21 protein-coding genes and 1 tRNA gene are annotated in these 22,984 nt (G+C 45.1%); 3 read left to right on the forward strand and 19 right to left on the reverse strand.

The window, feature by feature from the left end:
- From QUA24_RS13045 to QUA24_RS13055, 3 genes are all read left to right on the forward strand, one after another.
- Positions 1 to 1,947 (forward strand): hybrid sensor histidine kinase/response regulator (locus QUA24_RS13045; RefSeq protein WP_333230185.1); only part of this gene is annotated, 1,947 nt, incomplete at its 5' end.
- Positions 1,948 to 2,159: 212 nt separating this feature from the next.
- A complete protein-coding gene (locus tag QUA24_RS13050; protein ID WP_333161208.1) occupies positions 2,160 to 2,636 on the forward strand; it encodes a chemotaxis protein CheW in 477 nt (158 codons plus the stop codon).
- Between the two features lie 66 nt (positions 2,637 to 2,702).
- The gene (locus QUA24_RS13055; protein WP_333211301.1) at positions 2,703 to 3,443 is read left to right on the forward strand and encodes a pentapeptide repeat-containing protein; all 741 of its coding nucleotides are present in this window, start codon (positions 2,703 to 2,705) and stop codon (positions 3,441 to 3,443) included.
- A 185-nt stretch (positions 3,444 to 3,628) separates the two neighbouring features.
- Here QUA24_RS13055 and urtE read toward each other — a convergent pair whose 3' ends face one another.
- The 19 genes from urtE to QUA24_RS13150 all read right to left on the reverse strand — a co-directional run bounded on the left by urtE (position 3,629) and on the right by QUA24_RS13150 (position 22,735).
- A complete protein-coding gene (gene urtE / locus QUA24_RS13060) occupies positions 3,629 to 4,327 on the reverse strand; it encodes an urea ABC transporter ATP-binding subunit UrtE (RefSeq protein ID WP_333230271.1) in 699 nt (232 codons plus the stop codon).
- A gap of 85 nt (positions 4,328 to 4,412) precedes the next feature.
- Positions 4,413 to 5,159, reverse strand: a complete 747-nt coding sequence (urtD, locus tag QUA24_RS13065; RefSeq protein WP_333230187.1) for an urea ABC transporter ATP-binding protein UrtD — start codon at positions 5,157 to 5,159, stop codon at positions 4,413 to 4,415.
- Positions 5,160 to 5,286: 127 nt separating this feature from the next.
- A complete protein-coding gene (locus QUA24_RS13070) occupies positions 5,287 to 6,015 on the reverse strand; it encodes a TIGR00266 family protein (protein ID WP_333230189.1) in 729 nt (242 codons plus the stop codon).
- Between the two features lie 188 nt (positions 6,016 to 6,203).
- The gene (gene urtC, locus QUA24_RS13075; RefSeq protein WP_333230191.1) at positions 6,204 to 7,346 is read right to left on the reverse strand and encodes an urea ABC transporter permease subunit UrtC; all 1,143 of its coding nucleotides are present in this window, start codon (positions 7,344 to 7,346) and stop codon (positions 6,204 to 6,206) included.
- A 27-nt stretch (positions 7,347 to 7,373) separates the two neighbouring features.
- Positions 7,374 to 8,528: an ABC transporter permease subunit gene (locus QUA24_RS13080; RefSeq protein WP_333230193.1), complete on the reverse strand. Its 1,155-nt coding sequence runs from the start codon at positions 8,526 to 8,528 to the stop codon at positions 7,374 to 7,376.
- A gap of 332 nt (positions 8,529 to 8,860) precedes the next feature.
- On the reverse strand, positions 8,861 to 10,180 hold the full coding sequence (gene urtA / locus QUA24_RS13085; RefSeq protein WP_333230195.1) for an urea ABC transporter substrate-binding protein: 1,320 nt from the start codon (positions 10,178 to 10,180) through the stop codon (positions 8,861 to 8,863).
- A 537-nt stretch (positions 10,181 to 10,717) separates the two neighbouring features.
- A tRNA-Ala gene (locus tag QUA24_RS13090) sits at positions 10,718 to 10,790 on the reverse strand.
- A gap of 120 nt (positions 10,791 to 10,910) precedes the next feature.
- Entirely contained in the window at positions 10,911 to 11,639 is a 729-nt protein-coding gene (locus QUA24_RS13095) for an HAD family phosphatase (protein WP_333230197.1), read from the reverse strand.
- Positions 11,640 to 11,768: 129 nt separating this feature from the next.
- Positions 11,769 to 12,668, reverse strand: coding sequence for a class I SAM-dependent methyltransferase (locus QUA24_RS13100; RefSeq protein WP_333230199.1), 900 nt, complete (start codon positions 12,666 to 12,668; stop codon positions 11,769 to 11,771).
- A gap of 255 nt (positions 12,669 to 12,923) precedes the next feature.
- Positions 12,924 to 15,482: an ATP-binding protein gene (locus QUA24_RS13105; RefSeq protein ID WP_333230201.1), complete on the reverse strand. Its 2,559-nt coding sequence runs from the start codon at positions 15,480 to 15,482 to the stop codon at positions 12,924 to 12,926.
- Between the two features lie 302 nt (positions 15,483 to 15,784).
- Positions 15,785 to 16,510: a TVP38/TMEM64 family protein gene (locus QUA24_RS13110; protein WP_333230203.1), complete on the reverse strand. Its 726-nt coding sequence runs from the start codon at positions 16,508 to 16,510 to the stop codon at positions 15,785 to 15,787.
- 98 nt (positions 16,511 to 16,608) lie between these two features.
- A complete protein-coding gene (gene arsS, locus QUA24_RS13115; protein ID WP_333230205.1) occupies positions 16,609 to 17,595 on the reverse strand; it encodes an arsenosugar biosynthesis radical SAM (seleno)protein ArsS in 987 nt (328 codons plus the stop codon).
- A gap of 302 nt (positions 17,596 to 17,897) precedes the next feature.
- The gene (arsC, locus tag QUA24_RS13120) at positions 17,898 to 18,293 is read right to left on the reverse strand and encodes an arsenate reductase, glutathione/glutaredoxin type (RefSeq protein ID WP_333230207.1); all 396 of its coding nucleotides are present in this window, start codon (positions 18,291 to 18,293) and stop codon (positions 17,898 to 17,900) included.
- A 32-nt stretch (positions 18,294 to 18,325) separates the two neighbouring features.
- Positions 18,326 to 18,982, reverse strand: coding sequence for an arsenical resistance protein ArsH (gene arsH, locus QUA24_RS13125; protein WP_333230209.1), 657 nt, complete (start codon positions 18,980 to 18,982; stop codon positions 18,326 to 18,328).
- A 7-nt stretch (positions 18,983 to 18,989) separates the two neighbouring features.
- Complete coding sequence (locus QUA24_RS13130) at positions 18,990 to 19,694, reverse strand: MIP/aquaporin family protein (RefSeq protein ID WP_333230211.1); 705 nt, start codon at positions 19,692 to 19,694, stop codon at positions 18,990 to 18,992.
- Between the two features lie 104 nt (positions 19,695 to 19,798).
- Complete coding sequence (locus QUA24_RS13135) at positions 19,799 to 20,140, reverse strand: metalloregulator ArsR/SmtB family transcription factor (RefSeq protein WP_333230213.1); 342 nt, start codon at positions 20,138 to 20,140, stop codon at positions 19,799 to 19,801.
- A gap of 139 nt (positions 20,141 to 20,279) precedes the next feature.
- Positions 20,280 to 21,395, reverse strand: coding sequence for an inorganic phosphate transporter (locus QUA24_RS13140; protein WP_333230215.1), 1,116 nt, complete (start codon positions 21,393 to 21,395; stop codon positions 20,280 to 20,282).
- Positions 21,396 to 21,628: 233 nt separating this feature from the next.
- The gene (locus QUA24_RS13145; RefSeq protein ID WP_333080186.1) at positions 21,629 to 21,883 is read right to left on the reverse strand and encodes a hypothetical protein; all 255 of its coding nucleotides are present in this window, start codon (positions 21,881 to 21,883) and stop codon (positions 21,629 to 21,631) included.
- Positions 21,884 to 22,060: 177 nt separating this feature from the next.
- The gene (locus QUA24_RS13150; RefSeq protein WP_333230217.1) at positions 22,061 to 22,735 is read right to left on the reverse strand and encodes a HEAT repeat domain-containing protein; all 675 of its coding nucleotides are present in this window, start codon (positions 22,733 to 22,735) and stop codon (positions 22,061 to 22,063) included.
- Between the last annotated feature and the right edge of the window lie 249 nt (positions 22,736 to 22,984).

Here is a 22,984-nt window from a genome sequence, read left to right on the forward strand (position 1 = left end):
TCGACTCTCCCAGTCGCCAACCCGCAAAGGCCGACAATCCGGGTAGACTTAGAACGCTTAACTGAATTGGTGAATCTAGTCGGGGAATTAGTCATCAACCGTACAAATTTAGAACTTCAAGAATCCGAACTGCGCGGCGAAGTCAAGCGCATCCGCCGCAATATCGTAGATTTAAACCAATTCGGCGGTCAGTTGCGAGAAGAATACGACAGACTGAGCTTTGCAGAGTGGAGAGGGGGAAACGGGAGCTCTGGATTGGTAAAACTTGCAGCAGCAGAACCAGAATTGCCCATGATTGCTAACGGCAAATCCTCTCCGGTTCATGCTCACTTCGATATCTTAGAGATGGATCGTTATACAGAGTTCCACTCGACAGCCGCCGAAGTCATCGAAACTGCCCAAGCAATTTCTCACTCCGCCACCAAATTAGACACCTTAGCCATGAAATTCGAGCGCAGTACCGACCAACTGCGCCGCATTACCGAACAACTACGCAGTCGCGTCATGCAGTTGCGAGTCGTGAGTTTCAGTCGCGCCGTCGATCACTTGCCCAGAGCTCTGCGGGAGATGTGCCTCACATACGATAAAGATGTCAACCTGCTGCTAGTGGGAAGAGATACCAAAATTGACGAAAGTTTGCTCGACGCTTTGCGCGACCCCTTAATACACTTAGTGAGGAACGCTTTCGACCACGGCATCGAAATGCCCGAAGTTCGGAAAGCAAGCGGCAAGCCGGCCAGCGGTCAAATTGAAATAGAAGCCCGCCACCAAGGCGGCCAAACTATTATTACTGTCGCCGATGACGGCAAAGGCATTGACCCGGAAATGATTCGCCGTAACGTTGTAACAAAGGGTTTGGCTACGGAGGAACAAGCTCAAGAATTTTCCATTGCCGAACTCTACGATTTTCTGTTTTGGCCGGGTTTCAGCACTACGGAAGGGGTCAGCGACCTTTCGGGGCGGGGAGTCGGGCTCGACGTGGTGCGAACAAATTTGCGGACTGTGCGGGGGACTGTGAAGGTAGACTCTCGCCTGGGAAAAGGTACGAGTTTTATTATCAAACTGCCACTGCTGCTGTCGATTACTGATGCTTTGATGGTCAAGACCGATCACAATAAAATAGCAGTGCCACTGGATGCAGTCGAAGAAATTCTGCACATTAAAGCCTCGGAAGTTCACATTGCCGGCAATCAGCCGATGCTGTGGTGGCGGGAGGAATTTATTCGTTTGGTGAGGATGCAAGATTTGCTCGAATACAGCGTCGTCGCGCCGGATGCCCCCTCTCCTGACCCTTTAAGCCTAGACGAAATTCCCGTCTTGGTTTTGGCTTCTACCGAAGGAATGCTGGCGGTGGCCGTGGAACGGCTGATCGGTCAGCAGGAAATTGTGGTTAAACCTTTGCCACCGCCTCTATCCAAGCCTCGCGGCGTTTTGGGGACTACGATTTTGGGGGACGGGCGCGTGGTGAACATTCTGGATGTGGATGATTTGGTGGGTCAACCTGTGGTAAATAGTTCGATCGCCGCTGTGTCAGGTAAAGTGAAGGAGATGCCGGCGAGTTCGAGTCAGTCACCACAGATTTTGGTAGTGGATGATTCCTATACAATTCGCCAGTTGCTGTCTATGACGCTGACTCGTGCTCGCTACCGGGTGGTACAGGCTAAAGACGGTGTGGATGCCCTGGAAAAGTTGCAAAATGGTCTTGATTGCAGTTTGGCGATCGTGGATATTGAAATGCCCCGGATGGATGGATTTGAATTGTTGCGATCGATCAGATCGACTGAGCGGTTTGCTAAGATTCCTGTAGCCATGCTGACATCCCGTAGCGGGGCAAAACATCGGCAAATGGCAATGGAATTAGGCGCAAATCAATATTTCACGAAACCTTACAGCGAAGCCCAACTTTTACAAGCTATCCCCAAATTAATCCACCAATCAATAATTTAATCCACAATCTCGAATTCCCATCAAATAATCCCTAATCTCAAACAAAACTTAGGCAAAAAATAATTCCACCCGCGAATTATAGTGCGAAGCTACGCAGCCGAATCACTACTAAAATCCAAAAATATTAAATCTGAAATCCAATAATCTTCAATCTAAAATCTAAAATTTTATAATCTTCAATCTAAAATCTAAAATCTAAAATCTAAAATCGAATGACTCACGCCAATTACAATCGCCGCTTTCGGAGCAAGAAACAAGCCACTGTTAGAATTGCCCCTAAAAAATTTGTTTCCTTTGAACTTGGAAATATTTACTATGCTGTTCCTATTGAACGAGTGGAGCGCATTGTTAAAAACTTTAATGCCTACGGCACTTTACCTAACGGTAATAGTTTACTGCGGCATCAAGAAGAACTGATCACCATAATTAATTTATCCAAAATATTTCCCAGCAGTCCGAGCATGGCTGACTGCAAATACCTGATTATTTGTACCTTAAATAAAAGCGATCGGTTGGGGATTCCCCTTCCTGATATGCCAAAAATTTTGGAAATTACCGAAGAAAGCTTCTGCGAAATTCCCGAATTGTACCGTCAACAGCAACTGCCTCCGGTAATAGAAAAGTTAATTCGCGCACCTGATGGTTCCGAAGTTTTTTATCTGAATTTTGATCTGTTTAGCGAAATGTAGGGGGTTCACTTTTCGAGGTATCATACCATATAAATGGTATTTTTGCAAACAAAAAGTTATAGATTTATGAAAAAACTCACAATCATATCGATCGCCCTAGTAATTTTTGCAGCAACTCTCGAACTGCCGAAGGTGGGGCTGCAACTAAGTGCGATCGGGCAAATAGAAACACCCCAACCAATCTCAACACCCCAACCAATCCCAACACCCCAATCAATCCCAACACCCCAACCAATCCCAACACCCCAACCACAAACACCCCAACAAATCCAAACACCCCAACAAATCCAAACACCCCCAATACAAACACCCCAACAAAAACCAGCCGACCCCAAAAACCTCGGCTATGTCTCCCCAGAATTTGCCGAAAATTTCTCCCAGCAACAAATCGACCAAATCAACGCCAACGTCGAAATGCTGCTGCTAACCCAAAGCTGCTCGCGCTGCGACCTCCGAGCCGTAAAATTAGTTAACATTAACTTAAAAAATCCCATCCTTACAGGAGCAGATTTATCAGATGCCAACCTCAGCGGTAGTCGCTTCGAGATATCAGATTTTGTCAACACCAATTTAGCTCGCACAAACTTAAGCGGAGCCGAATTAGTAGGAGCGAGAATCAGCAACGCTAACCTCAGAAAAGCTAACTTGACAAAGACAAATTTAGACGGTGCAGACCTGCGATTTTCCGACTTGAGAGATGCGAATCTTTCCGATGCCAACCTCCGCAATGCTAATATAGATGGCGCTAGTATCGATCGAGCAAGTATGGCCGGCACCACAATGCCAGACGGCAGGAAAAATCAATAATATAGTCTCGTTTCCTGGGCGATTGAAATCGCTTCTTGTCAAACAAAGTGGGGATGGTGCCCGAACGGAATGCCTTTTTCCCAGGCTCTGCCTGGGAATCAATATCTAGAGGCTCTGCCTCGTTTCCTGGTTTCCTCGTTTCCAGCTTCCCTCTTCCCTCTTCCTTCTTCCCTCTTCCTCCTGAATCAAACAGCCAAAAACCTCTGAATCACCTCATCACTTAACTCGCTAGTGCTTCCAGAAGCCACAATTCCGCCTTTTTGCATAGCATAATACCAGTCAGCTTGTCGCACAAAATGCAAATGTTGCTCCACCAACAAAACAGAAATTCCCCTAGTCGCAACCACACGGCGCACCGCGGCTTCAATATCTAAAATAATGGATGGTTGAATCCCTTCGGTAGGTTCATCCAAAACCAGCAACTGTGGCTCACCCATCAAAGCCCTAGCAATAGCTAACTGCTGCTGCTGTCCCCCGCTCAAATCACCTCCCAGGCGATCGAGCATAGTTTTTAAAACCGGAAATAAATCAAAAATTTCATCAGGAACTTCAGGATTTTTGATTTTGGTTGGTTTCGCTTCCAAACCTAACAATAAATTTTCTTTCACCGTCAAACGGGGAATAATTTCACGCCCTTGAGGCACATAACCAATGCCTAATCTAGCCCGCTGGTGAGTCAACTTAGAAACAATAGATTCTCCGCCAAAAGCAATAGTGCCACTGCGGGGTTGCAGCAAGCCCATAATTGTTTTTAGCATAGTAGTTTTGCCCACACCATTGCGGCCGATTAAGCAAACCATTTGGCCCGCCATGACGCTTAAATCGACATCGCGCAAAATGTGACTTTCGCCGTAATAAACATTCAAATTAGAGACTTGCAGCATAGTGTTTAATTGGTGATGGGGCATGAGAATTGGTAGCAACTACCAAATAACTTCTTCCTTCTTCCTTCTTCCTTCTTCCTTCTTCTTACTCTTCCGGTTTGCCCAAATATACCTCAATTACCCGATCGTCATTTTGCACCTCATCCATAGTCCCCTCACACAAAACCGCACCCTGATGCAACACCGTCACCTGCCGCGCAATTTGCCGCACAAACTCCATATCGTGTTCAATTACCAACACCGAATGACTTTCGGCGAGCGAAATTAGCAACTCTGCAGTTAACATCGTTTCCTCATCCGTCAAACCGGCCACAGGTTCATCTACCAACAACAAATCAGGAGATTGAGCCACCAACATTCCAATTTCCAACCATTGCTTTTCCCCGTGAGAAAGCAAACCCGCCGAAATATCAGCTTTAGCAACTAAACCAATTGTTTCTAACAAACCCGCAACCGTGCGTTTTTCAGCAGCCGAAGCAGGCTTGAACAAAGTCGAAAAAACATTTTTATGGCGGCTGCAAGACAATTCCAAATTTTCGCGTGGCGTTAAATTCAAGTAAACTCGCGGCGTCTGAAACTTGCGACCAATTCCCAAGCGCGAAATCCTATCTTCCGACAACTTACGTAAATTTTGTCCCTTAAATAACACCCTGCCCTCTGTCGGCTGCACCTTCCCGGTAATTGAATCGAGAAAAGTCGTTTTCCCCGCACCATTGGGCCCAATAATCACTCGCAGTTCGCCCGCATCCATGCTGAAATTTAAACCGTTGATAGCTTTAAAACCATCAAAACTCACAGTCAAGTTTTCTATTTCTAATACTTTTCCATTCATAATTAACAATTCACTCACTAATAAACAACAACCCATACCTCTTGTAGGTTACGAAGGCAAATATCCTCCCTTATTAAGGAATTTTTTTTCCTTTGCTGACACCATACTTACTACTTTTTCTGGCAGTTTACTCTAAACTAAAACTGCTAGAACTGCTCGACATTGGAGGTGGAGCGGCTGCTAAAATGCGTTCAGCTAACTTCGAGAGTGGCAAACTTTGCACATATACTTTACCAGGCCCAGTCATCTTTGCCAAAAACAAGCCTTCACCTCCAAATAAAGCATTTTTAAACCCGCCAACAAATTGAATATCGTAGTCTACTGTGGAGGCAAAAGCTACTAAACAGCCGGTGTCTACTCGTAACACTTCGCCAACGCCCAAATTCTTCTCAACTATTGTTCCTCCTGCATGAACAAAAGCTAGCCCGTCACCCTGCAATTTTTGCAGAATAAAACCTTCTCCGCCAAAGAAACCGGCACCGAGCCGCTTGGTGAATGCTACCTCAATTTCAATGCCATTGGCCGCACAGAGAAATGAGTCTTTTTGACACAAAAATTTACCGCCAAGTTTGCCTAAATCTAGGGGAATTACTTTACCCGGATAGGGCGCGGCAAAAGCGACGCGGGCCTTACGATTTCCGGCGTTGACAAAGGTGGTAATGAAAAAACCCGCTCCTGTGAGCATTCGTTTGAAACCTTGAAATAAGCCGCCCCCTGTGGATGTTTGCATTTGGATGTCGCCTTCCATGTATGTCATGGTTCCAGCTTCAGCCCTGACGCCTTCTTTGGGGTCAAGTTCAATCTCGATGAGTTGCAAATCGTCGCCGTAGATTTTGTAGTCAATAATATCTGCCATATGTTGCCCCTCAAGTTAAAGAACGAAGCTACTTGCTACGAATATCTAAGTAGGTACATATATATTACGTTTCCTCAGACAGAGATAAACGCAGCGTTTGTCAAGTCTATTGCGATTGCTTTGTTTGTCTGTTGTAGGTGAAATGTATTTATGTCAGCCTACTTATAAATTACACGATATTTTGGCACTCAATGTTCAAGTTCTTCTTTTTCGAGCTGCACTTGCGGGTCTTGTTCCAGGCTGGGGTAAGTAGATACGTACTTCGGTTTTCTGAACAAGCTGCGGATTTGGCCGAAATTTTGATCTTGCAGCCATCCGACTATGCCATCGGGCAGGACTGTTACTACTATTAAAAATAGTGCGCCTTGGAAAAATAGCCACACTTCGGGGAATTGTTCGCTTAAGAAACTTTTGCCAAAGTTGACTAGCAGTGTTCCCAATATTGCTCCCGATAATGTGGCGCGACCTCCGACTGCGACCCAGATTACTATTTCAATTGAAAAGGCAATATCCATTGCTTTTGGCGAAATAATTCCGGTTTGTACGGTAAATAATGCGCCTGCAATCCCGGCTAAACCGGCGGAAATGGCAAAGACTAAAACTTTGTAGCCTGTGGGATTGTAACCTGAGAAACGCAGCCGCACTTCGTCGTCGCGAATTGCTACTAGCAAGCGGCCGAAACGCCCGCTGGTTAGCCATCGACACAGGGCGTAAGTTGCTGCTAGAAATAGTATGGTGAGAATATAGAAAATATATTGAGTATCTCGGTCATTAACTGTGGCTCCGAACAAGGTTTTAAAGTCGGTGAGTCCGTTGGTGCCGTTAATCAGTTTTTGCTGACCGTTAAAGAAGTTGAAAAATACAATGGTTGCTGCTTGGGTAAGAATTGAAAAGTAAACGCCTCGAATTCGATTGCGGAATACTAAATAACCTAAAAGTGCGCCCAAGATAGCGGGGATGAGAACTACTGCTAATGCTGAAAAAGGAAATGAATAAAATGGTTGCCAAAACCAGGGGAGTTCGGTAACGCCGTAGAGGTTCATAAATTCTGGCAATTGACTGCTGGCGGTTGAGGGAATTTGCAGTTTTAGGTGCATGGCGAAAGCGTAACCGCCGATCGCAAAAAACACCCCATGCCCTAGACTAAGTAAACCCGTGTATCCCCAAATTAAGTCTATGCCGAGGGCGGCAATTGCTAGTGCTAAAAATCGCCCTAATTGATTGAGCCGAACGTCTGGGAGTATTCCTGGGAGGAGTAAGATGAATGTGAGAGCGATCGCGCTGACAATTGCCGCTTCTTTTAGCCAGGCTTTTTGATGTTTTTTCTGCATTTTTCGCTACACTCGCAGTTGTAATTTTTAATTTTCTACCGTCCGCCCTTTTTGCGGGAAAATCCCTCCCGGCTTCACTTGCAGAAAAGCCATAATTAAGGCGAATACCATTACTTTTGCCATGCTGGTTGTGGCGAAAAATGTGAAGAAGTCGGCTAAAGGCTTGATAGGAGCGAACATTAATGCTAAGGTTCCCGAACCGATCAGGTAATTGGCAGTGCCGATCGCCATCGCAGCAACGACACTCCCCACAATCTTGCCTACACCGCCCACAACAACCACCATAAAGGTATCGACTATATAATTTTGTCCGGTATTTGACCCTACCGAACCAATCAAACTAATCGCACACCCAGCGACACCAGCCAACCCCGAACCCAAAGCAAAAGTCAGCGCGTCTACTTGTTCGGTAGGAATTCCCAAACACGCACTCATGCTGCGATTTTGTGTCACGGATCTAATCCGCAATCCCCACACAGACTTTTGCAAAAATAGGTAAATTCCCGCCAAACAAATTCCTGTCAGCACAATAATAAAAATTCTGGCGTAGGGCAACTGAAAATTGCCCAGCGGTATGCCACCCCGCAACCATTGCGGTGCAGTTACGTCCACATTTTGAGCGCCAAACCAAGGTTGAGTTACTGCCAGTTTGTAAGTTTGCCCTAAAAAAGCGCTCACCGCCCAGGAAATACCCAAAGATAAAGGCAAAATTAGGGCAATAATTTGGCTGCGAATGCGATCGAAATCTAGGCGAGATTTCAGCACCCGCAAACCGCCAAAAAACAGCAAACAAAACACCGAAATCCCTATTACCATCACCCAACTAACGCTGCGGACAAACTGCTGCAAAATTAAACTTACGCCCCAAGTTGCCAGCAGAGTTTCTAGCGGTCGCCCGTAAAGATAGCGAATCACTCCGCGTTCGAGAATTAATCCTACTAATGCAGCTACTAAAAAAGCTAGGGGAATTGCAAATAAAATATAGGTTTCAAAAGCAAATCCTCCGATTCCTTTGAAGACATTTTGCACTACGAAAGTCGTATAAGCCCCCAGCATCATCAACTCGCCATGAGCCATATTAATCACGCCCATCAGCCCGAAAATAATCGCTAATCCTAAGGCTGCAATTAGTAAAACAGCGCCGATGCTAATGCCGTTAAATAAACCATCTAATATCGCCAATTTTGTTCCTCCTGCATCAAGTCGGTTAAGTTTGTTCGCGGATAATTAGGGGCTGGTTTTACCCCATTAGTGCCAACTTAGAACTAAAACTCTCTGTATATCTCGCTTGTAGCCGAGTCTCGATCCCCCTAAATTCCCCTTAATAAGGGGAGTAGGGGTTGACTTTGAAGAGTCCAGTTCCCCCTGATTAAGGGAGTAGGGATTGACGAAAGAATGCTCTTACTCCCCCCTTATTAAGGGGGGCTGGGGGGGATCTCCGGGTTTAAAAACACGCCATTGGGGGGGATAAAAGATACGTTGCCAACCTGAACAAAATTGGCATTACCTACTTATCAAGCTTTGAATTTGCCACCTTTTGCGGGGTCTGACCAATCGCAAGCAAAGCCTTGTGTTTCAGCAACAAATTGATTCCAAGGCACCGGCTTGACTGCTTCGGGTGTAGCATAAGCGATATTAAATAAACCGTCATCTCTAACTTCGCCCAACCGCACAAATTTAGAAAGGTGATGGTTAACATCCATCGTTACTGTGCCCCCCGGCGCGTCAAAGGTTTGACCCAAAGCTGCTGCCCGCACTTTTTCTAAATCGTCGGCTGTCCCTGCTTTTTCGACAGCTTGCTTCCACAGGTAAACCATGATATAAGCTGCTTCCATCGGGTCATTGGTCACTCTATCTTTGCCGTATTTTGCCTTGAAAGCTTCCACAAATTTTGTATTGGCCGGAGATTCTACAGTCATGAAGTAATTCCAGGCGGCGTAATGGCCTTTAAGATATTCTACGCCGATCGCCTTTACTTCTTCTTCCGCAATACTGACCGACATTGACGGATATTTGTCTGGCCCCAAACCTGCACCCTGCAACTGTTTGAAAAATGCTACGTTGCTGTCGCCGTTGAGGGAATTGAAAATGACGCCGCCGTCTGGTAAAGCAGCCTTAATTTTACTAATAATTGGCGTGACTTCTGTCCCGCCCAAAGGAATGTAATCTTCCCCAACTAATTCGCCCCCTTTGGCTGCTAGCTGTGCCTTGATAATGGTATTTGCCGTGCGGGGGAAAACGTAGTCCGACCCGACTAAGAAGAATTTTTTGCCTTTATTTTCTAGCAGCCAGTCAACTGCTGGTTCGATTTGCTGGTTCGGCGCCGCCCCAGTATAAAAGATGTTCTTGGAACACTCTTGACCCTCGTATTGTACGGGATACCAAAGCATATGATTTTTTTCTTCAAATACTGGTAATACTGCTTTACGACTAGCAGAAGTCCAGCACCCGAAGACGGTGACAACTCTATCTTGGTCGATCAATTTTTTGGCTTTTTCGGCAAAAGTCGGCCAGTCTGAGTTGCCATCTTCTATGACTGCTTCGATTTGTTTTCCGAGGACACCACCAGCTTTATTAATTTCTTCGATCGCTAATTGTTCGGCATCAACAACGCTTTTTTCGCTGATTGACATCGTGCCGCTCAAGGAATGCAAAATTCCTACTTTGATTGTGTTTCCGCCCCCGGCTGCGGCTGGTGTAGTTCCTGTTGATGTGGGAGAAGCGGCGGGAGTTCCTGTTGGAGTGGGAGTTCTACAAGCTTTTAGAAATAAACTTGATGTGAGGGTAGCAGAACCGTATAAAAGAAATTTCCGTCGATCGAATCGCTTTGTCATTTTTTCTGGTTACTCTTGAATAGATGAGTCAGATGATTGAGAATAATAACACATAGCGACTTGATATTAAGACTGGCTGCTGAAGACTGTTGTATTTTTAGATACAAAAGTTATTATTTGTTGACAAAGAGAAACTTTTCTGGGGATTGATGGCTACTGCTGCAAAAACTGGGCTGATACCATTTTAGATTTAAGATTGACTAATGACATAAGCCTTTGGAGTTTACCTACCGTTGCATTCTTTTCTGAAACCGCGTTTAGACACCAAAATACGTCTTTTCAGCAATCAGTGTGAAATTAGAAACCGGGTTTCTTTACAGAAATTATCTTATTGATGGTAGGAGTTAGGCAGCAACGGGGTCATTTCACCAAATAGAAAGCGGGTTTCTCGCTCTCCACAGGTTATTGATGCTAAAACTTAGGCAGCAACCGGGTCGATCGCATAAAATAGGCAAGTGTCAAAGCAGGTGACGATCGCACTTCGCTTTGAACTCAAAGCGAAGTGAGATCGTCACCTGTAGAAATGCCCCTGATTTATGGAGAATAGCGGACTCGAACCGCTGGCCTCTGCGGTGCGATCGCAGCGCTCTACCAACTGAGCTAATTCCCCTGATTGAGTTTTAATTTAGCATTTTAGATGCCGGATTGCCGAATCTAAAAGGCTTACAGGTCTTGCTGGCTCTCACGTTCGCAGACCGTCACTTACACTAGCACGTAACTGCTAAAAAGGTCAAGTGTTTTCTGCTGCCGGCTCATTGGGGGCGATCGAGCAAAGTGTCGCCACTCTATCCAACTCTAAATCAGCAAAATAGTCCACCGTCCAATTAGCTTGGCGCTGGATCATGTGAAACGGGTAAGTGTGAGTCACACCCGCAACCTGAATCCCCGCTTTTTTCGCCGCTTCAATCCCCGCAAAAGTATCTTCTATCGCCAAACACTCGATCGGTTGCAGGTTAAAGTCGGAATATTTCTGGTTGAGAAGTTCCACAGCCAATAAATAGCAATCCGGTGCTGGTTTGCTCGCCGTCAAGTCATCCCCTGCGACAATCAACTCAAAGTTTGCCGCCAAACCGGCCCGATCTAACACCAATTCTATATCCGATCGCATTGCCCCGCTAACAACGGCCATTTTCAGTCCGGCAACCCGAATTTTATCAATAAATTCTGCCAAACCGGGATAAATCGGCAATTTCTCCAAAGTATCTATTTGAGCTTTGTAAGCTTCTGCCTTGCGCTGCAGCAGTCGATCGAGATATGTTTCTGTTAGATATCGTCCCCGGCGCTTGAGTAGTTCGGTAATGCAAGCGCGATCGCTCCTTCCCAAACAAATTTCTCGAAACTCCCCACGTTTGAGCTGGAGATTTTCATCGAGCATCAATTTATCGATGATTTTCTCGTGAATTGGCTCGTCATTAACAATCACGCCATTAAAATCAAATAAAACAGCTTTTAGAGTCATTAGTCATTAGTCATTAATCATCAGTCATTAGCAAGTTAGTAGGGGCGGGTTTTACCAACCATCTCAACCTAAAACTAACCATCTATGAAACCCACCCCCAAAGGGCGAAAAATACACCTCAACAATACATCAAGCAGGAGCTGGAATGCCCGGTAAATCGCCATCAAAATCAGGAGTTCGATCGCCCCAATTCCACCCCCTCGCCACCCCCACCTGCTCCAAATCTTCCCCCGGCAAAGGTTTCACGCCCTGCGTCACCTGATTAGTCCACCAGTGTTCGTGCGTTTGCACCGCCGCGAATCCTGCCGCCCCCACCCAAGCATCGAGGCTGCCAGCCGCGTAAGACTTAATATAAGGCTCCTCAAAGATATCAGTCAGCCACTCTGTATGCTGCAAAGTTTTTTGATTTCCGTCCAAAATTGCCACTTGTCCCCCAACCTTCAGCAGTCGGAAGCTTTCTCGCAAAATTGCCCGCGATACAGCAGGTGGCGTCTCGTGAAACAGCAAGGAAGCTGCGACTAAATCGAAGCTGGCATCGCCAAAAGCCACGCTTTCGGCATTTCCGTGCAACCACTGGATATTTAAGCCGGCTTTTTGCGCTTTCATGTCGGCAACTACCAGCATATAAGGCGACAAGTCCAGCCCGACAACTTCCGCTTCGGGAAAGGCTTGCTTGAGCATGAGCGTTGTCGAACCCGTGCCACATCCCAAATCGATAATTCGGCGCGGTTTCACCCGCACAGCGTCAATTAAGCCTTGTCTGACGACTGTTTCGTGGGGAGGCAAAACATATTGCGTGATTGGATCGTAGGAAACGGCGGCACTGGGGTTGAGGTAGCCGCGTTTAATGCCGTGAAAGTTTTGGCTGCTGTAATATTCGGGATAAACTAGGTTTGGTTGTCGGTAGCGATCGCCCGCTGTTTCCCAGTCGATACCTTTGTAGAGTCGTTTCAGTGCTTCTTCGTCGATCGCCAGTCGAATCAGGGGCGACAAAAAGCGCTCGAAAATTGTATCCTTGCCAACAGCCATAAAACACCTTTAACAAAAACTCTTCTAATTTTAGCCAAAGGCCGTAAATTTAGCATTAATTAAAATTGTTGAGCCTCTCTTCTCTTTTCCCTGTATCCGTTACCTCCGTTACAAAATCCCTGGGCTTCCTTTCCCACTTTTTTCTTAGAGAAGTTTCCCAAATCAATGCAACTATAGACAAGCTCTAAACTCTTATTTCATCAGTCCTTTCCCAATCTCAAATCTCAAATCTTAAATCTTAAATCTTAAATCGTCTTACTTCCCGTTACTAATAGGAATTTTGACCAAAAATTCCGTGCCACCGCCCGGAGGTTGAGAAATTGTGATGCTGCCGCCGTGTCCATCCACTACAATTTTGTAGCTAATTGCTAATCCCAAACCAGTGCCTTTGCCCACCTCTTTAGTCGTAAAAAATGGGTTAAAAATTTGATCTTTAACGCTGTCTGGAATGCCGGGGCCGTTGTCGACGATCGCCACTTTCAGAAATTTAGCCCCATGTTCGCGAACTACCCCCGTGGAAATAGTAATAATTTTATCCAGGCGATCGAGCTCGTTCAAGGCATCGATTGCATTACTCAGCAAGTTCATAAACACCTGATTGAGCTGAGAGGGATAGCACTCGACTGAAGGCACTTTCCCGTATTTCTTGACTATATAAATTCTATTTTTAATGCGGTTAGAGAGCAGCAGCAAGGTATTTTCTATACCTTCGTGAATGTCCGCTAGCTTTTTGTCAGATTCATCAAGGCGAGAAAAGTTTCGTAAAGAAAGAACTATGGTACGAATGCGTTCGGTTCCTATTTTCATAGAATTCAATATATGCGGCAAATCTTCCTCGATAAATTCTAACTCGATTTCTTCGCTAAAATCTGCGATTTCCTGTGGCACATCTGGGAATGCTTCTTTGTATAAACTCACCAATTCTAATAAATCTTTAGTATATTTGCTAGTGTGAGGCAAATTAGCCGAAATGAAGTTAACGGGGTTATTGATTTCGTGTGCTATTCCAGCCACCATTTGACCTAGGGATGACATTTTTTCGTTCTGCACTAAATGAGTTTGAGTTTTTTTCAGTTCATTTAAGGCACTATTAAGCAGTTTTACTTGGTCTTGGGTTTGACTGTAAAGGTGAGCTTGAGTAATTGCGATCGCCAATTGGTCTGCCACAGCTTTTAATAGTTGGATTTCCTCCCCGCTCCAAAGCCAATGAGTAGCGTGGCTACAAATTAAATAACCCTGCGGCTGGTTCTGAGTCTGAACAGGTACAGCTAAATAGCTATTAGCTTTAAGTTCCGGCGGTTGAGTTACACCCTTCGCCCAAGTGTCGCTCGAAAGAATAATTGGTTCGCCTTGACCACTCCGTACTAACACATTTTCGAGAAAGTAAGACTCAAACTTTATGGCTTGTATCGGAGAATCAGATGGACAACATTCCCACAGAACTTGTAACGTTTTTTCTTGCGGTTTGTACCATCCAAAAGCCGCCCGTTCTAGGTACAGCAAACTTACTATTTCTTCGACTGTACTTTGCACAATTTTGTCTAGTTCCAGGGAAGCGCGAATGCGTCCGGCAATCCGGTTGAGCATGGCTTCTCGCTCCGCTTGAGCGCGATTATTTTCGGAGGAGTAAATTAGCCAAATTGCTGCTAGCATTGCCGGGATGAGCAGTCCGGCGACTACGGATGTCAGCAAATTTAATGCTTGCAGTTGGGATTCAATATTTTCGCGGGGAATTACTAAAGCCATCGACCAGTTAACTTCCTTGAGTGGAGCATAGGCCACATACACCCATTTGTTATCTATTTTTACCAGTTCGATGTTCGTCTGGCGGTTGATCATTTGCCGCGCAATTGTGGAGAGTGCGGGGTCTTGTGACTGTAAAAAGCTTGGGGCCTCCCGGTCGATATTTCCGATTAAGTTATTGTTGGGATGAACAATTGGCACTCCTTGTGAATTGAGGGCAAAAGCATAACTATCGGAACCGTACAGCAAGCTGTTAGCGACAGATGTTACTCGGTCTAATTTAATGCTGCCTGAGAGGACTCCAATTACTTTATTGGGAGCGGGAGGAAAGGCCCAAATAGGAGCTGAAATAATAATCGTAGAAACTTTTGTACTGCGGCCTATCAGCGGGTCGGAAACGTTGAGCTGTCCGGCCATTGCTTTTTGAAAGTGTTGGCGGTCTTTACTGTTCGCGCGGTTGCCTAAAGTGTTGATAAATGAGCCGTCCGATTGAGTTAATGACAGGATGAAATACTCTTTTAATCTGTATATTTCTCCTTGCAACCGGGGTTCGACTAATTGCCAATTGAGAGTGCCAACCGTAGGATCGTAAGCAATGGTTTCTATTTCTGCTTTGCGGCTGCTTAGCCAGCGGTCGATTTCATCGGTGCCTTTTTCTAGTTTTAATAGTGCTATTTGCTTTAAATTATCAAGGATTAGTCCGCGTACAAAAAAATAGCTGATGCAAGCAGTTGTGCTAATGGTTAAAGCGGTGGTGGCCAAAATTAGCAGGGTCAGCAAATGGCGGCGCTGCCGTCTGTGTTGCCAAAGACTGTGCGCTTGCTGCCACCGCGATTGAGTCGAATTGCTGATGTTTTGCCAAAAACGGCGCAGCTTTTTTGTTTGTGGCGGCGGCGCAGACACAGATCCGGCTTGATTTGCTGGGTTTTGCATCATCAAATGTTCCCTCAGAGTCAACTTCATCAAACGGTCTTCGTCATTCGGCAGATTTAATATCAGGCAAGTAGTGAGACAATTTAAGAAAAGAATGCAACTGTAGCCAAGATTCAAACCCTCGTAGTCATCAGTCATTCGCAATCTAAAATCTAAAATCTAAAATCTAAAATTTAAAATAATATGACTTACATTCCGGATTGCAAACAATTTTTCTTATGGTTGGGCACTCGCCTTCTATTTTGGCATCAATTTTATATTTCGACCTTCGATTTACCTATTTGAGGTTTGTGCTTTACGATATCTTTAATATCTATCTCGTTTGTATAACAAAATAATTGTAAATAACACAGAGAAAATACGGAGTTTTTTAGATTACCAATGTATTATAATGTATGAGCAAAACTCTCTTGACAATTTTACTAATTTGTGCTGGGGTTTCAAGGGGAAATTTTTTCGTCTAAAGCTTTTTTGGCCAAGCGGGTTGTATAAACGGTGAGGGCGATCGTTGCTAGCAAACCAATGCCATAAAGAGTCCACTCAGCAGCAGTGCGCGATCGCCCGCTAGATCCGAGTGCAGCCAAACTCCCGGCCAGGGAACCGATATAAACATACATGACTGTTCCGGGAATCATGCCGATCCAAGATGCCAAAAAATAGTCTTTTAGAGATACCTGCGTGACTCCAAAAGCATAGTTCAGCAAATTAAACGGAAAAATGGGAGAAAGTCGCGTCAGCAGCACAATTTTCCATCCTTCAGAAGCAACTGCGGAGTCGATCGCCTTAAATTTTTGATTGCCCTCTATCTGTTTGGAAACCCAGTCGCGAGTTAAATACCTTCCTGTTAAAAAAGCGCAAGTTGCGCCTAAAACTGAGCCGATGGAAACACAAACCGAACCGCCAACGACTCCGAACAAAACGCCAGAACCGAGAGTCAGCAAAGAACCGGGGATAAATAGAACCGTTGCGACAATGTAAATTAAAATAAAAGCTGCCGGACCCCACGGGCCGAGACTCGCGATCGACTCCAGCGCATTTTTCAGAATTCCTTGAAAGTTGAAAAACTGGGTCGCTGCAATCAAAGCCACAGCTAGACCAATCCCTAAAATAAGCTTCCACCTATTTGATGGCGGCGGATTTTCATCGGGCGATCGCGAATCATTCATTGCTTAAACTCCCCTGTCTACATTGCATACACCCTAAGCTTGGCAGTTGCGCTTTAGCCCTGCAATACTCTGTAATAAAGCGCAACTTTTCCCTTAAATTAAATCAAAGTACCGCCGCAGCTAGAACCGCAACCTGCCGTACAGCCGTAACAATAAGCAGCAGTTTGCACCTCTTGAATCACATCTAAACTGCCAGATGCGAGCAATTTAGCAACAGTTATCTTTTCCCCGCTGCCAGTTTTCGCCGGCAGATTTTCCATTTGGTTAAAATCGCAGTCGTAGACATTGCCCAAATAGTCGATCGACAATTCGTTGCGGCACATTAAATGTTCCAGAGTACCGGGATTAAAATTATCCTCCAAAAACCCCAGATAAGGCTTGTGAAGTTTCTTATGTTCCAAATGAAACTTAGTCCGTCCCACCGGCAAATTAGTAATCGCGAACAATTGATTAAAACAAATCCCAAAATGTTCGGCTAAATAAACCTTGTAATCTTCCTCTAACTGACCTTGTTCCGGTGTTAGCGAAAATTTTTCTGTTGCGGGCACTTGTGGATTGTACACCAAATCCAGAGTTAAACTTTGGTTTTTCCCGTATCCCAACTCATTTAGCTTTTGCAGCGCCCGAATCGAACTGTCAAAAACACCGTTACCGCGCATTTTGTCCACATTGTCAGCTTGATAGCAGGGAAGCGACGCCACAATTCTGAGTTGATGCTGCGCGCAATATTGGGGAATATCTTCAAAACCTTTTTCAAAGTAAATCGTCAAATTAGAACGAACAATTACCTCTTTACCTGCCGCCCTGGCAGCTTCCGCCAGCGGTTTAAAACCGTAAAGCATTTCGGGAGCACCGCCGGTGAGGTCAACAGTTTGAATTTGAGGAAAGCGGCGAATGATCTCAATTAATTGGTCGCAAATTTCTGGGGAAAGTTCTTCTGTTCGTTTCGGGCTAGCTTCTACGTGGCAGTGAGTGCAAGCGAGGTTGCAGCGTTTGCCGAGATTTATTTGTAAAACTGTAATCTGCTTTTTAGTTAAAGCTGAGTTAATTTTGTTTTTGAAAGGGGTGACTGCTGTCTGAATCATGTGCTAACCTTTTCGTCTGTGCTCGCAACGAATGTAGAGGCGTTCTGACGGAACGCCTTTGATAATTTAGCACTAATTCTAATAGTTCTGGACGCATCAAAACCAAATAAACCGGGTTTTTTGGTTTTTTTGCGGGTTGCATGGCGTCTTCTGGGCAAAAAACCCGGTTTCTGGGCACCCGTGCCTGTAGGACTATAGCAATTTTAAATGAGTCGTAAATTTTTTACCCCACCCCAACCCTCCCCGAACCTGCGGGGAGGGAGTAAGAAATTCACAAATGATTTAGGATTGCTATATTAATCTTACTTTAGAGAGTCAACTAATGTTTCAACTCGTGCTTTAATTTCATCTCGAACGCGGTGAAAAGTTTCGATGGGTTGTCCGTCGGGATCGTCGAGTTGCCAATCTTCAAACACTTGTCGCAATACCCACGCTTCGGGTAAATTCACACCGCAGCCACAGAGAGAAATTACTGCATCGTAGTCTTCTGCATTGAATTCGCTTAATGGGTTTGATGTTTGATCGGTGATATCAATGCCGATTTCTGACATGACTTGAATTGCTCTCGGATGAACTCTGCTTGATTCTAACCCGGAACTGGTGACTCCAATCTTGCCGACTCCGATGGTTTTAGCAAATCCTTCTGCCATTTGCGATCTGCAGGAGTTTCTTTTGCAAACAAACATTACTTTTTTCATGGTTTTTGTTGTTAGTTGTTAGTTGTTAGTTGTTAGTTAGATGTTTCAAGGGCGCGATTTGCTAGTGCGATCGCCTGTTTAGCGGCTTGTTCTTTGCGTTCGCTGTAGCGATCGGTCAAATAGTCCGTTTGCTCCCGCAACAGCAAGGTAAACTTGTACAGTTCCTCCATTACGTCGATCACGCGATCGCGATAAGGCGAATCCTTCATCGTCCCATCTTCATTAAATTCTTGATAAGCTTTCGCAACCGAAGACTGGTTCGGAATCGTAAACATCCGCATCCACCGACCCAAAATTCTCAAAGTATTGACAGCATTAAAAGACTGCGAACCGCCGCTGACTTGCATTACCGCCAAAGTTCGGCCTTGAGTCGGTCTGACAGCCCCAATACTTAAAGGAATCCAGTCAATTTGGTTTTTCATAATGCCGGTAATATTGCCGTGCATTTCTGGACTAGACCACACTTGACCCTCCGACCACAGGCTCAATTCCCGTAATTCCTGAACCTTCGGATGCGTATCGGGAACGCTGCCGTAAATCGGCAATTCAAGAGGATTAAAAAATCGCACTTCTGCACCGAAATCCTCGATAACTCTAGCAGATTCTTCCGCCAACAAGCGGCTGTAGGAACGCTCTCTTAAAGAGCCGTATAAAAACAAAATTCTCGGTTTGTGCGTAAAATTTGCCATAATGCTTTCACTTAAAATCCCGAAATCCGTTAGATATTTCCCGATAAACTGCGACAGCTATTTGTGATCCCCAAATAGGAGCAACCCAGTAAACCCAGTGGTGTTCCCAAATGCCGCCAATTAAAGCCGGGCCGAGAGAGCGTGCCGGATTCATGCTCGCTCCGGTAATCGGCCCCATAAATGCAGCTTCTAACCCTACAGTTAACCCAATTGCTATCCCGGCAAACCCGATGTGAGCGCGTCTATCTAATCCAGAACCGAGGATAACAAACATTAAGATAAAGGTCAAAACAGTTTCTAAAATTAGAGACTGCAACCAGTTACCCTTGAGAGGGAGAGTTGCACCTAGATTTGCTACTTTTCCTAGGGTAATTAGCAGCAATTGAGAAGCTGCAATCGCACCCGCACACTGCGCTAAAACGTAAGGCAAAACTTTGTATTTTGGGAAAAAACCGCTCGCCCAAAACCCTAAAGTTACGGCTGGATTAAAGTGTGCGCCGCTGATGTGTCCTAGGGCGTAAATCATCGCAGTTACTACTGCACCAAATACAAAGCTGATGCCTAAATGAGTTACGGAACCAGTGCTAGTTTTGTTAACCATCACCGCGCCGGTGCCTGCAAAAACCAAAATAAATGTACCTAGAAATTCGGCGATCGCCTCTCGCCTGCAATCGGGCGGAGCACAAGCTAACCTATGACCTGTTGCATCCATCGCTCTCAACTAATTTGTTCCATCCCATCATATCAATAAAATTTGATATGTCAATTATCTAAACAGCCATATCAGTATTTGAGTGATTAAGAAATGTTGATGGGTTAACCCGCGTCGGAACAAGGGCGCGCCGGCAGGATATGGCTGAAGCGGCGGTATTCGGCGAGGTACTGTTCGAGGGCGACAAACTGGCCTAAATTGAGGCTGTAGTAAATCCAGCGCCCTTCTTGGCGGCTGCGAACTAAACCGGCTTCTTTTAGGGTTTTGAGGTGGAAAGAGAGTTTAGGCTGAGGGACAGAAAGCCGATCGCACAAATCGCACACGCATAACTCCTGTTCCCGCAGCAACTCCAAAATCTGAAGCCGCAGGGGGTCAGAAAGAGCGTGAAAGCCAGCAGCAATCGATTTATCTGCAACAGGCGGCGCGATCGGAAAATTTTTAACCATAAATTACCCTTAATTTTTAATTCAACCGCTCCCGGCGCGATTTCTTGTTTTTACCGTTAGATTTGGTAAGGTTATCCTTTGATGGCAATCCCAAATCAACTGCGAACTCTTTCTATTCTAGGACTAACGATTAATTCTCTTAGCGATGCAACACCCAGTAAGCGCAGCCACTGATTGCCGCAGCAATTGGCAAGGTCAAAATCCATGATAGTAGAATCTGATAGAAAACACGCACATTAGCTTTTTTTGAAATCAATCCAACACCAAAAATTGAACCTACCGAAACATGGGTAGTAGAAACTGGAAGCCCATAACGACTGGCAACAATAACTAAAAATCCCGTCACTAAGTTTGCCACCAGCCCTTGACCGGTATTCATTGCTGTTAGCTTTTTGCTCATGGTTTCGGCAACTTTTTTGGCATTCAATAAACCGCCGATAGCCATTCCCAAAGCTACTGTAAAACTTCCCCACTGAACTGATATTGATTGACCGACTAACATGAGCGAAACAATTTTCGGCGTATCGTTCAATCCTCTGGCAAAACTGACGATTCCCGCACTCATAAAATGGCAAATATCCACTAACTTTTGGCTGGGGATTTGTAAGAAATTTCCTACGTACCTTTGCGTGCATTTATCTAAAGAATCGACCGCGACATCAGCGGTTGTGATGCACTTAAGTATGTTAGTTGCATCGGGCTGGGGGATGGGAATAATCTGTTGAATTTGACCAGCGCAAATACACCATTCTTTCTGGATTCCTAAATAAACTCGCAGGTAGCGAGACAGCGCATAAATTAAAGCTCCTAATAGAATCGCAATCATGGGACTCAGCAACAAAGGCATTAGAAAATTTTTCTGCAATGCTGTAAAATTAACTTGAGTACCAATTGCTACTAGACCTGCACCGACAAGAGCACCTGTAAGACCGTGAGTTGTGGAAATAGGGAATCCAGTTAAGGTAGCAAGAATAACGGTTAAACCCGCAGCGATCGCGACTGCCAAATGAAAATCTGTGCCATTGGCGATATCGTCTGGAACTAGCCCTTTTCCCGAAAAGCTTTTTACCAGCGTTTCTGCTATAAAAATAGAAAATACTGAACCTGCAAAAGTTGTAATCGTGGCCCAACCAATTGCTGTTTTATAGTTCGTCGTCTGACTGCCAAAAAGTGTCGCCACGCCTTTAAAATTATCATTAGCACCATTGCAGTATGCTAAAAAAAACGTGGCGAGAAATAGCGCAATAAGTAACATTCTATTCCTCAGAAGAAGTGTGGTTTATTTAAAACTGTTTTTGGCCGGGGCCGCTACAGCACCGAATTTGATTGTAGAGACACAGTGGCATCAAATAAAATAATGAAAATATTAAGATTTGTTTAGGGACTAGGCGAGCGATCGCATCTTAATTTCGCGCCAGATGGACACGATATTGAACGATACTATAATTAAGGCTCGGCGATCGCTTCCGGTACGCTCAAACAACCGATTTACTTCGGAGTCTGTACCCGTGCCGGCACATCAGTGAGTCCGGCTTTTTGCATCAGCGAAATCACCCCTATCGATAAAATTCCCCCAATAATTGCCCCGACAACTACCAGAATGATAAAGACTTTTTGCAGAGTTTTTTTAGTGGCCGGGTGGTACTGTCTCGGCAATGCTTCACCTTGATCGTCAACTTCTTGTTCCAAGGGGTCTAGCGGATTGGAGGGATTTGAGTTAAAGGGATTGGGCGCTTGATTCATGGCTGGCTTTGGTTAAACGAGATCAACAACTATTTTAACTTGCGATTTAGCCGCGGAGCTTAGATAATACATTCTGGTTTTACTGAATACTCTATAAATTTTATTAAGATTGCTATAATAAGGATTAACCCGGTTTATTCCATAAACCGGGTTTCTCAACATACTAAAAGTTTTATGTCACGCTTCTGCTTTTGACAAACGATCGAGAGAAATTGTTGCTGCTTGAGATACTTGAGAATTCCTATCTTTTTCTAAGTATTTCAAAGCCGAAACGCTCTTAACACTCGGCAAATTGCCCAAAGCTTCAGCCAGCCTCTGGCGGATCAGCCAATCTTCCGACTGAGCAAAATTGAGGATGCGATCGATCGCCCCAATTTCCTTAATTTCCCCCAAAGCCGAAATTGCCGCCTGCTGGATCACCACTTGCTCACTGTCGAGAGCTTTTAGCAGCACATCGCGGGCCCGGGGATCTTTGAGATTTCCCAGAGAAACAGCAGCACTGAAGCGCACCAGCCATTCAGTATCTTCGTAAAAAGCCCGCACCAAAGAATCAAAAGCTCTGATATCTTCCAGATAGCCCAAAGCACCCGCAGCGTCAGCACGAATGCCGTAATCCGGGTCTGTTTCTAGCAATTTGACTAGAATGGGATAGCACTCTGCTGTCGGTTTTACCCCGAGAGCAAACACAGCCATCGATCGCACCTGCAAACTTTCGTCGTTCAACACCTTTTTAATCAAAGGCACCGCCTCTGCAGCAGGCACATTCCGCAAGTTGGCCAAAGCCACCATTCGATCGGCGGAATTTTCGCTTTCTAACTTGGCTGCGATTTGCTCTAAGCTTAAAGTTGTCATTATGGATAAATCTTGTAGTAAAACTTTACATTCGGGTTATTTTGATTATAGGGGAGTCTCAGGGGAAAAGCAGGCAGTAAAAACCGCCCTGCGTATTTGAGATGAGTAAGATTGCGGATTAGTGAGACGATTAATCTAAAGCTCAGATTGCGTGGAAATAATCAATGAGAAAGTTTATTATTTAAATCCCAAGCACAGGCGAGGTGTTTCTGCCGTTCCCTAAGGCTTTGCCCGATAGTTAGCCGCCCT

The sequence above is a fragment of the Microcoleus sp. Pol12B5 genome (assembly GCF_036701335.1).
Classification (GTDB): domain Bacteria; phylum Cyanobacteriota; class Cyanobacteriia; order Cyanobacteriales; family Microcoleaceae; genus Microcoleus.

Coding starts and splice junctions, on each gene's coding strand:
- QUA24_RS13050 (WP_333161208.1), top strand. CDS start 2,160: ATGACTCACGCCAATTACAATCGCCGCTTTCGGAGCAAGAAACAAGCC.
- QUA24_RS13055 (WP_333211301.1), top strand. CDS start 2,703: ATGAAAAAACTCACAATCATATCGATCGCCCTAGTAATTTTTGCAGCA.
- urtE (WP_333230271.1), bottom strand. CDS start 4,327: ATGCTGCAAGTCTCTAATTTGAATGTTTATTACGGCGAAAGTCACATT.
- urtD (WP_333230187.1), bottom strand. CDS start 5,159: ATGAATGGAAAAGTATTAGAAATAGAAAACTTGACTGTGAGTTTTGAT.
- QUA24_RS13070 (WP_333230189.1), bottom strand. CDS start 6,015: ATGGCAGATATTATTGACTACAAAATCTACGGCGACGATTTGCAACTC.
- urtC (WP_333230191.1), bottom strand. CDS start 7,346: ATGCAGAAAAAACATCAAAAAGCCTGGCTAAAAGAAGCGGCAATTGTC.
- urtA (WP_333230195.1), bottom strand. CDS start 10,180: ATGACAAAGCGATTCGATCGACGGAAATTTCTTTTATACGGTTCTGCT.
- QUA24_RS13095 (WP_333230197.1), bottom strand. CDS start 11,639: ATGACTCTAAAAGCTGTTTTATTTGATTTTAATGGCGTGATTGTTAAT.
- QUA24_RS13100 (WP_333230199.1), bottom strand. CDS start 12,668: ATGGCTGTTGGCAAGGATACAATTTTCGAGCGCTTTTTGTCGCCCCTG.
- QUA24_RS13105 (WP_333230201.1), bottom strand. CDS start 15,482: ATGACTGATGACTACGAGGGTTTGAATCTTGGCTACAGTTGCATTCTT.
- QUA24_RS13110 (WP_333230203.1), bottom strand. CDS start 16,510: ATGAATGATTCGCGATCGCCCGATGAAAATCCGCCGCCATCAAATAGG.
- arsS (WP_333230205.1), bottom strand. CDS start 17,595: ATGATTCAGACAGCAGTCACCCCTTTCAAAAACAAAATTAACTCAGCT.
- arsC (WP_333230207.1), bottom strand. CDS start 18,293: ATGAAAAAAGTAATGTTTGTTTGCAAAAGAAACTCCTGCAGATCGCAA.
- arsH (WP_333230209.1), bottom strand. CDS start 18,982: ATGGCAAATTTTACGCACAAACCGAGAATTTTGTTTTTATACGGCTCT.
- QUA24_RS13130 (WP_333230211.1), bottom strand. CDS start 19,694: ATGGATGCAACAGGTCATAGGTTAGCTTGTGCTCCGCCCGATTGCAGG.
- QUA24_RS13135 (WP_333230213.1), bottom strand. CDS start 20,140: ATGGTTAAAAATTTTCCGATCGCGCCGCCTGTTGCAGATAAATCGATT.
- QUA24_RS13140 (WP_333230215.1), bottom strand. CDS start 21,395: ATGTTACTTATTGCGCTATTTCTCGCCACGTTTTTTTTAGCATACTGC.
- QUA24_RS13145 (WP_333080186.1), bottom strand. CDS start 21,883: ATGAATCAAGCGCCCAATCCCTTTAACTCAAATCCCTCCAATCCGCTA.
- QUA24_RS13150 (WP_333230217.1), bottom strand. CDS start 22,735: ATGACAACTTTAAGCTTAGAGCAAATCGCAGCCAAGTTAGAAAGCGAA.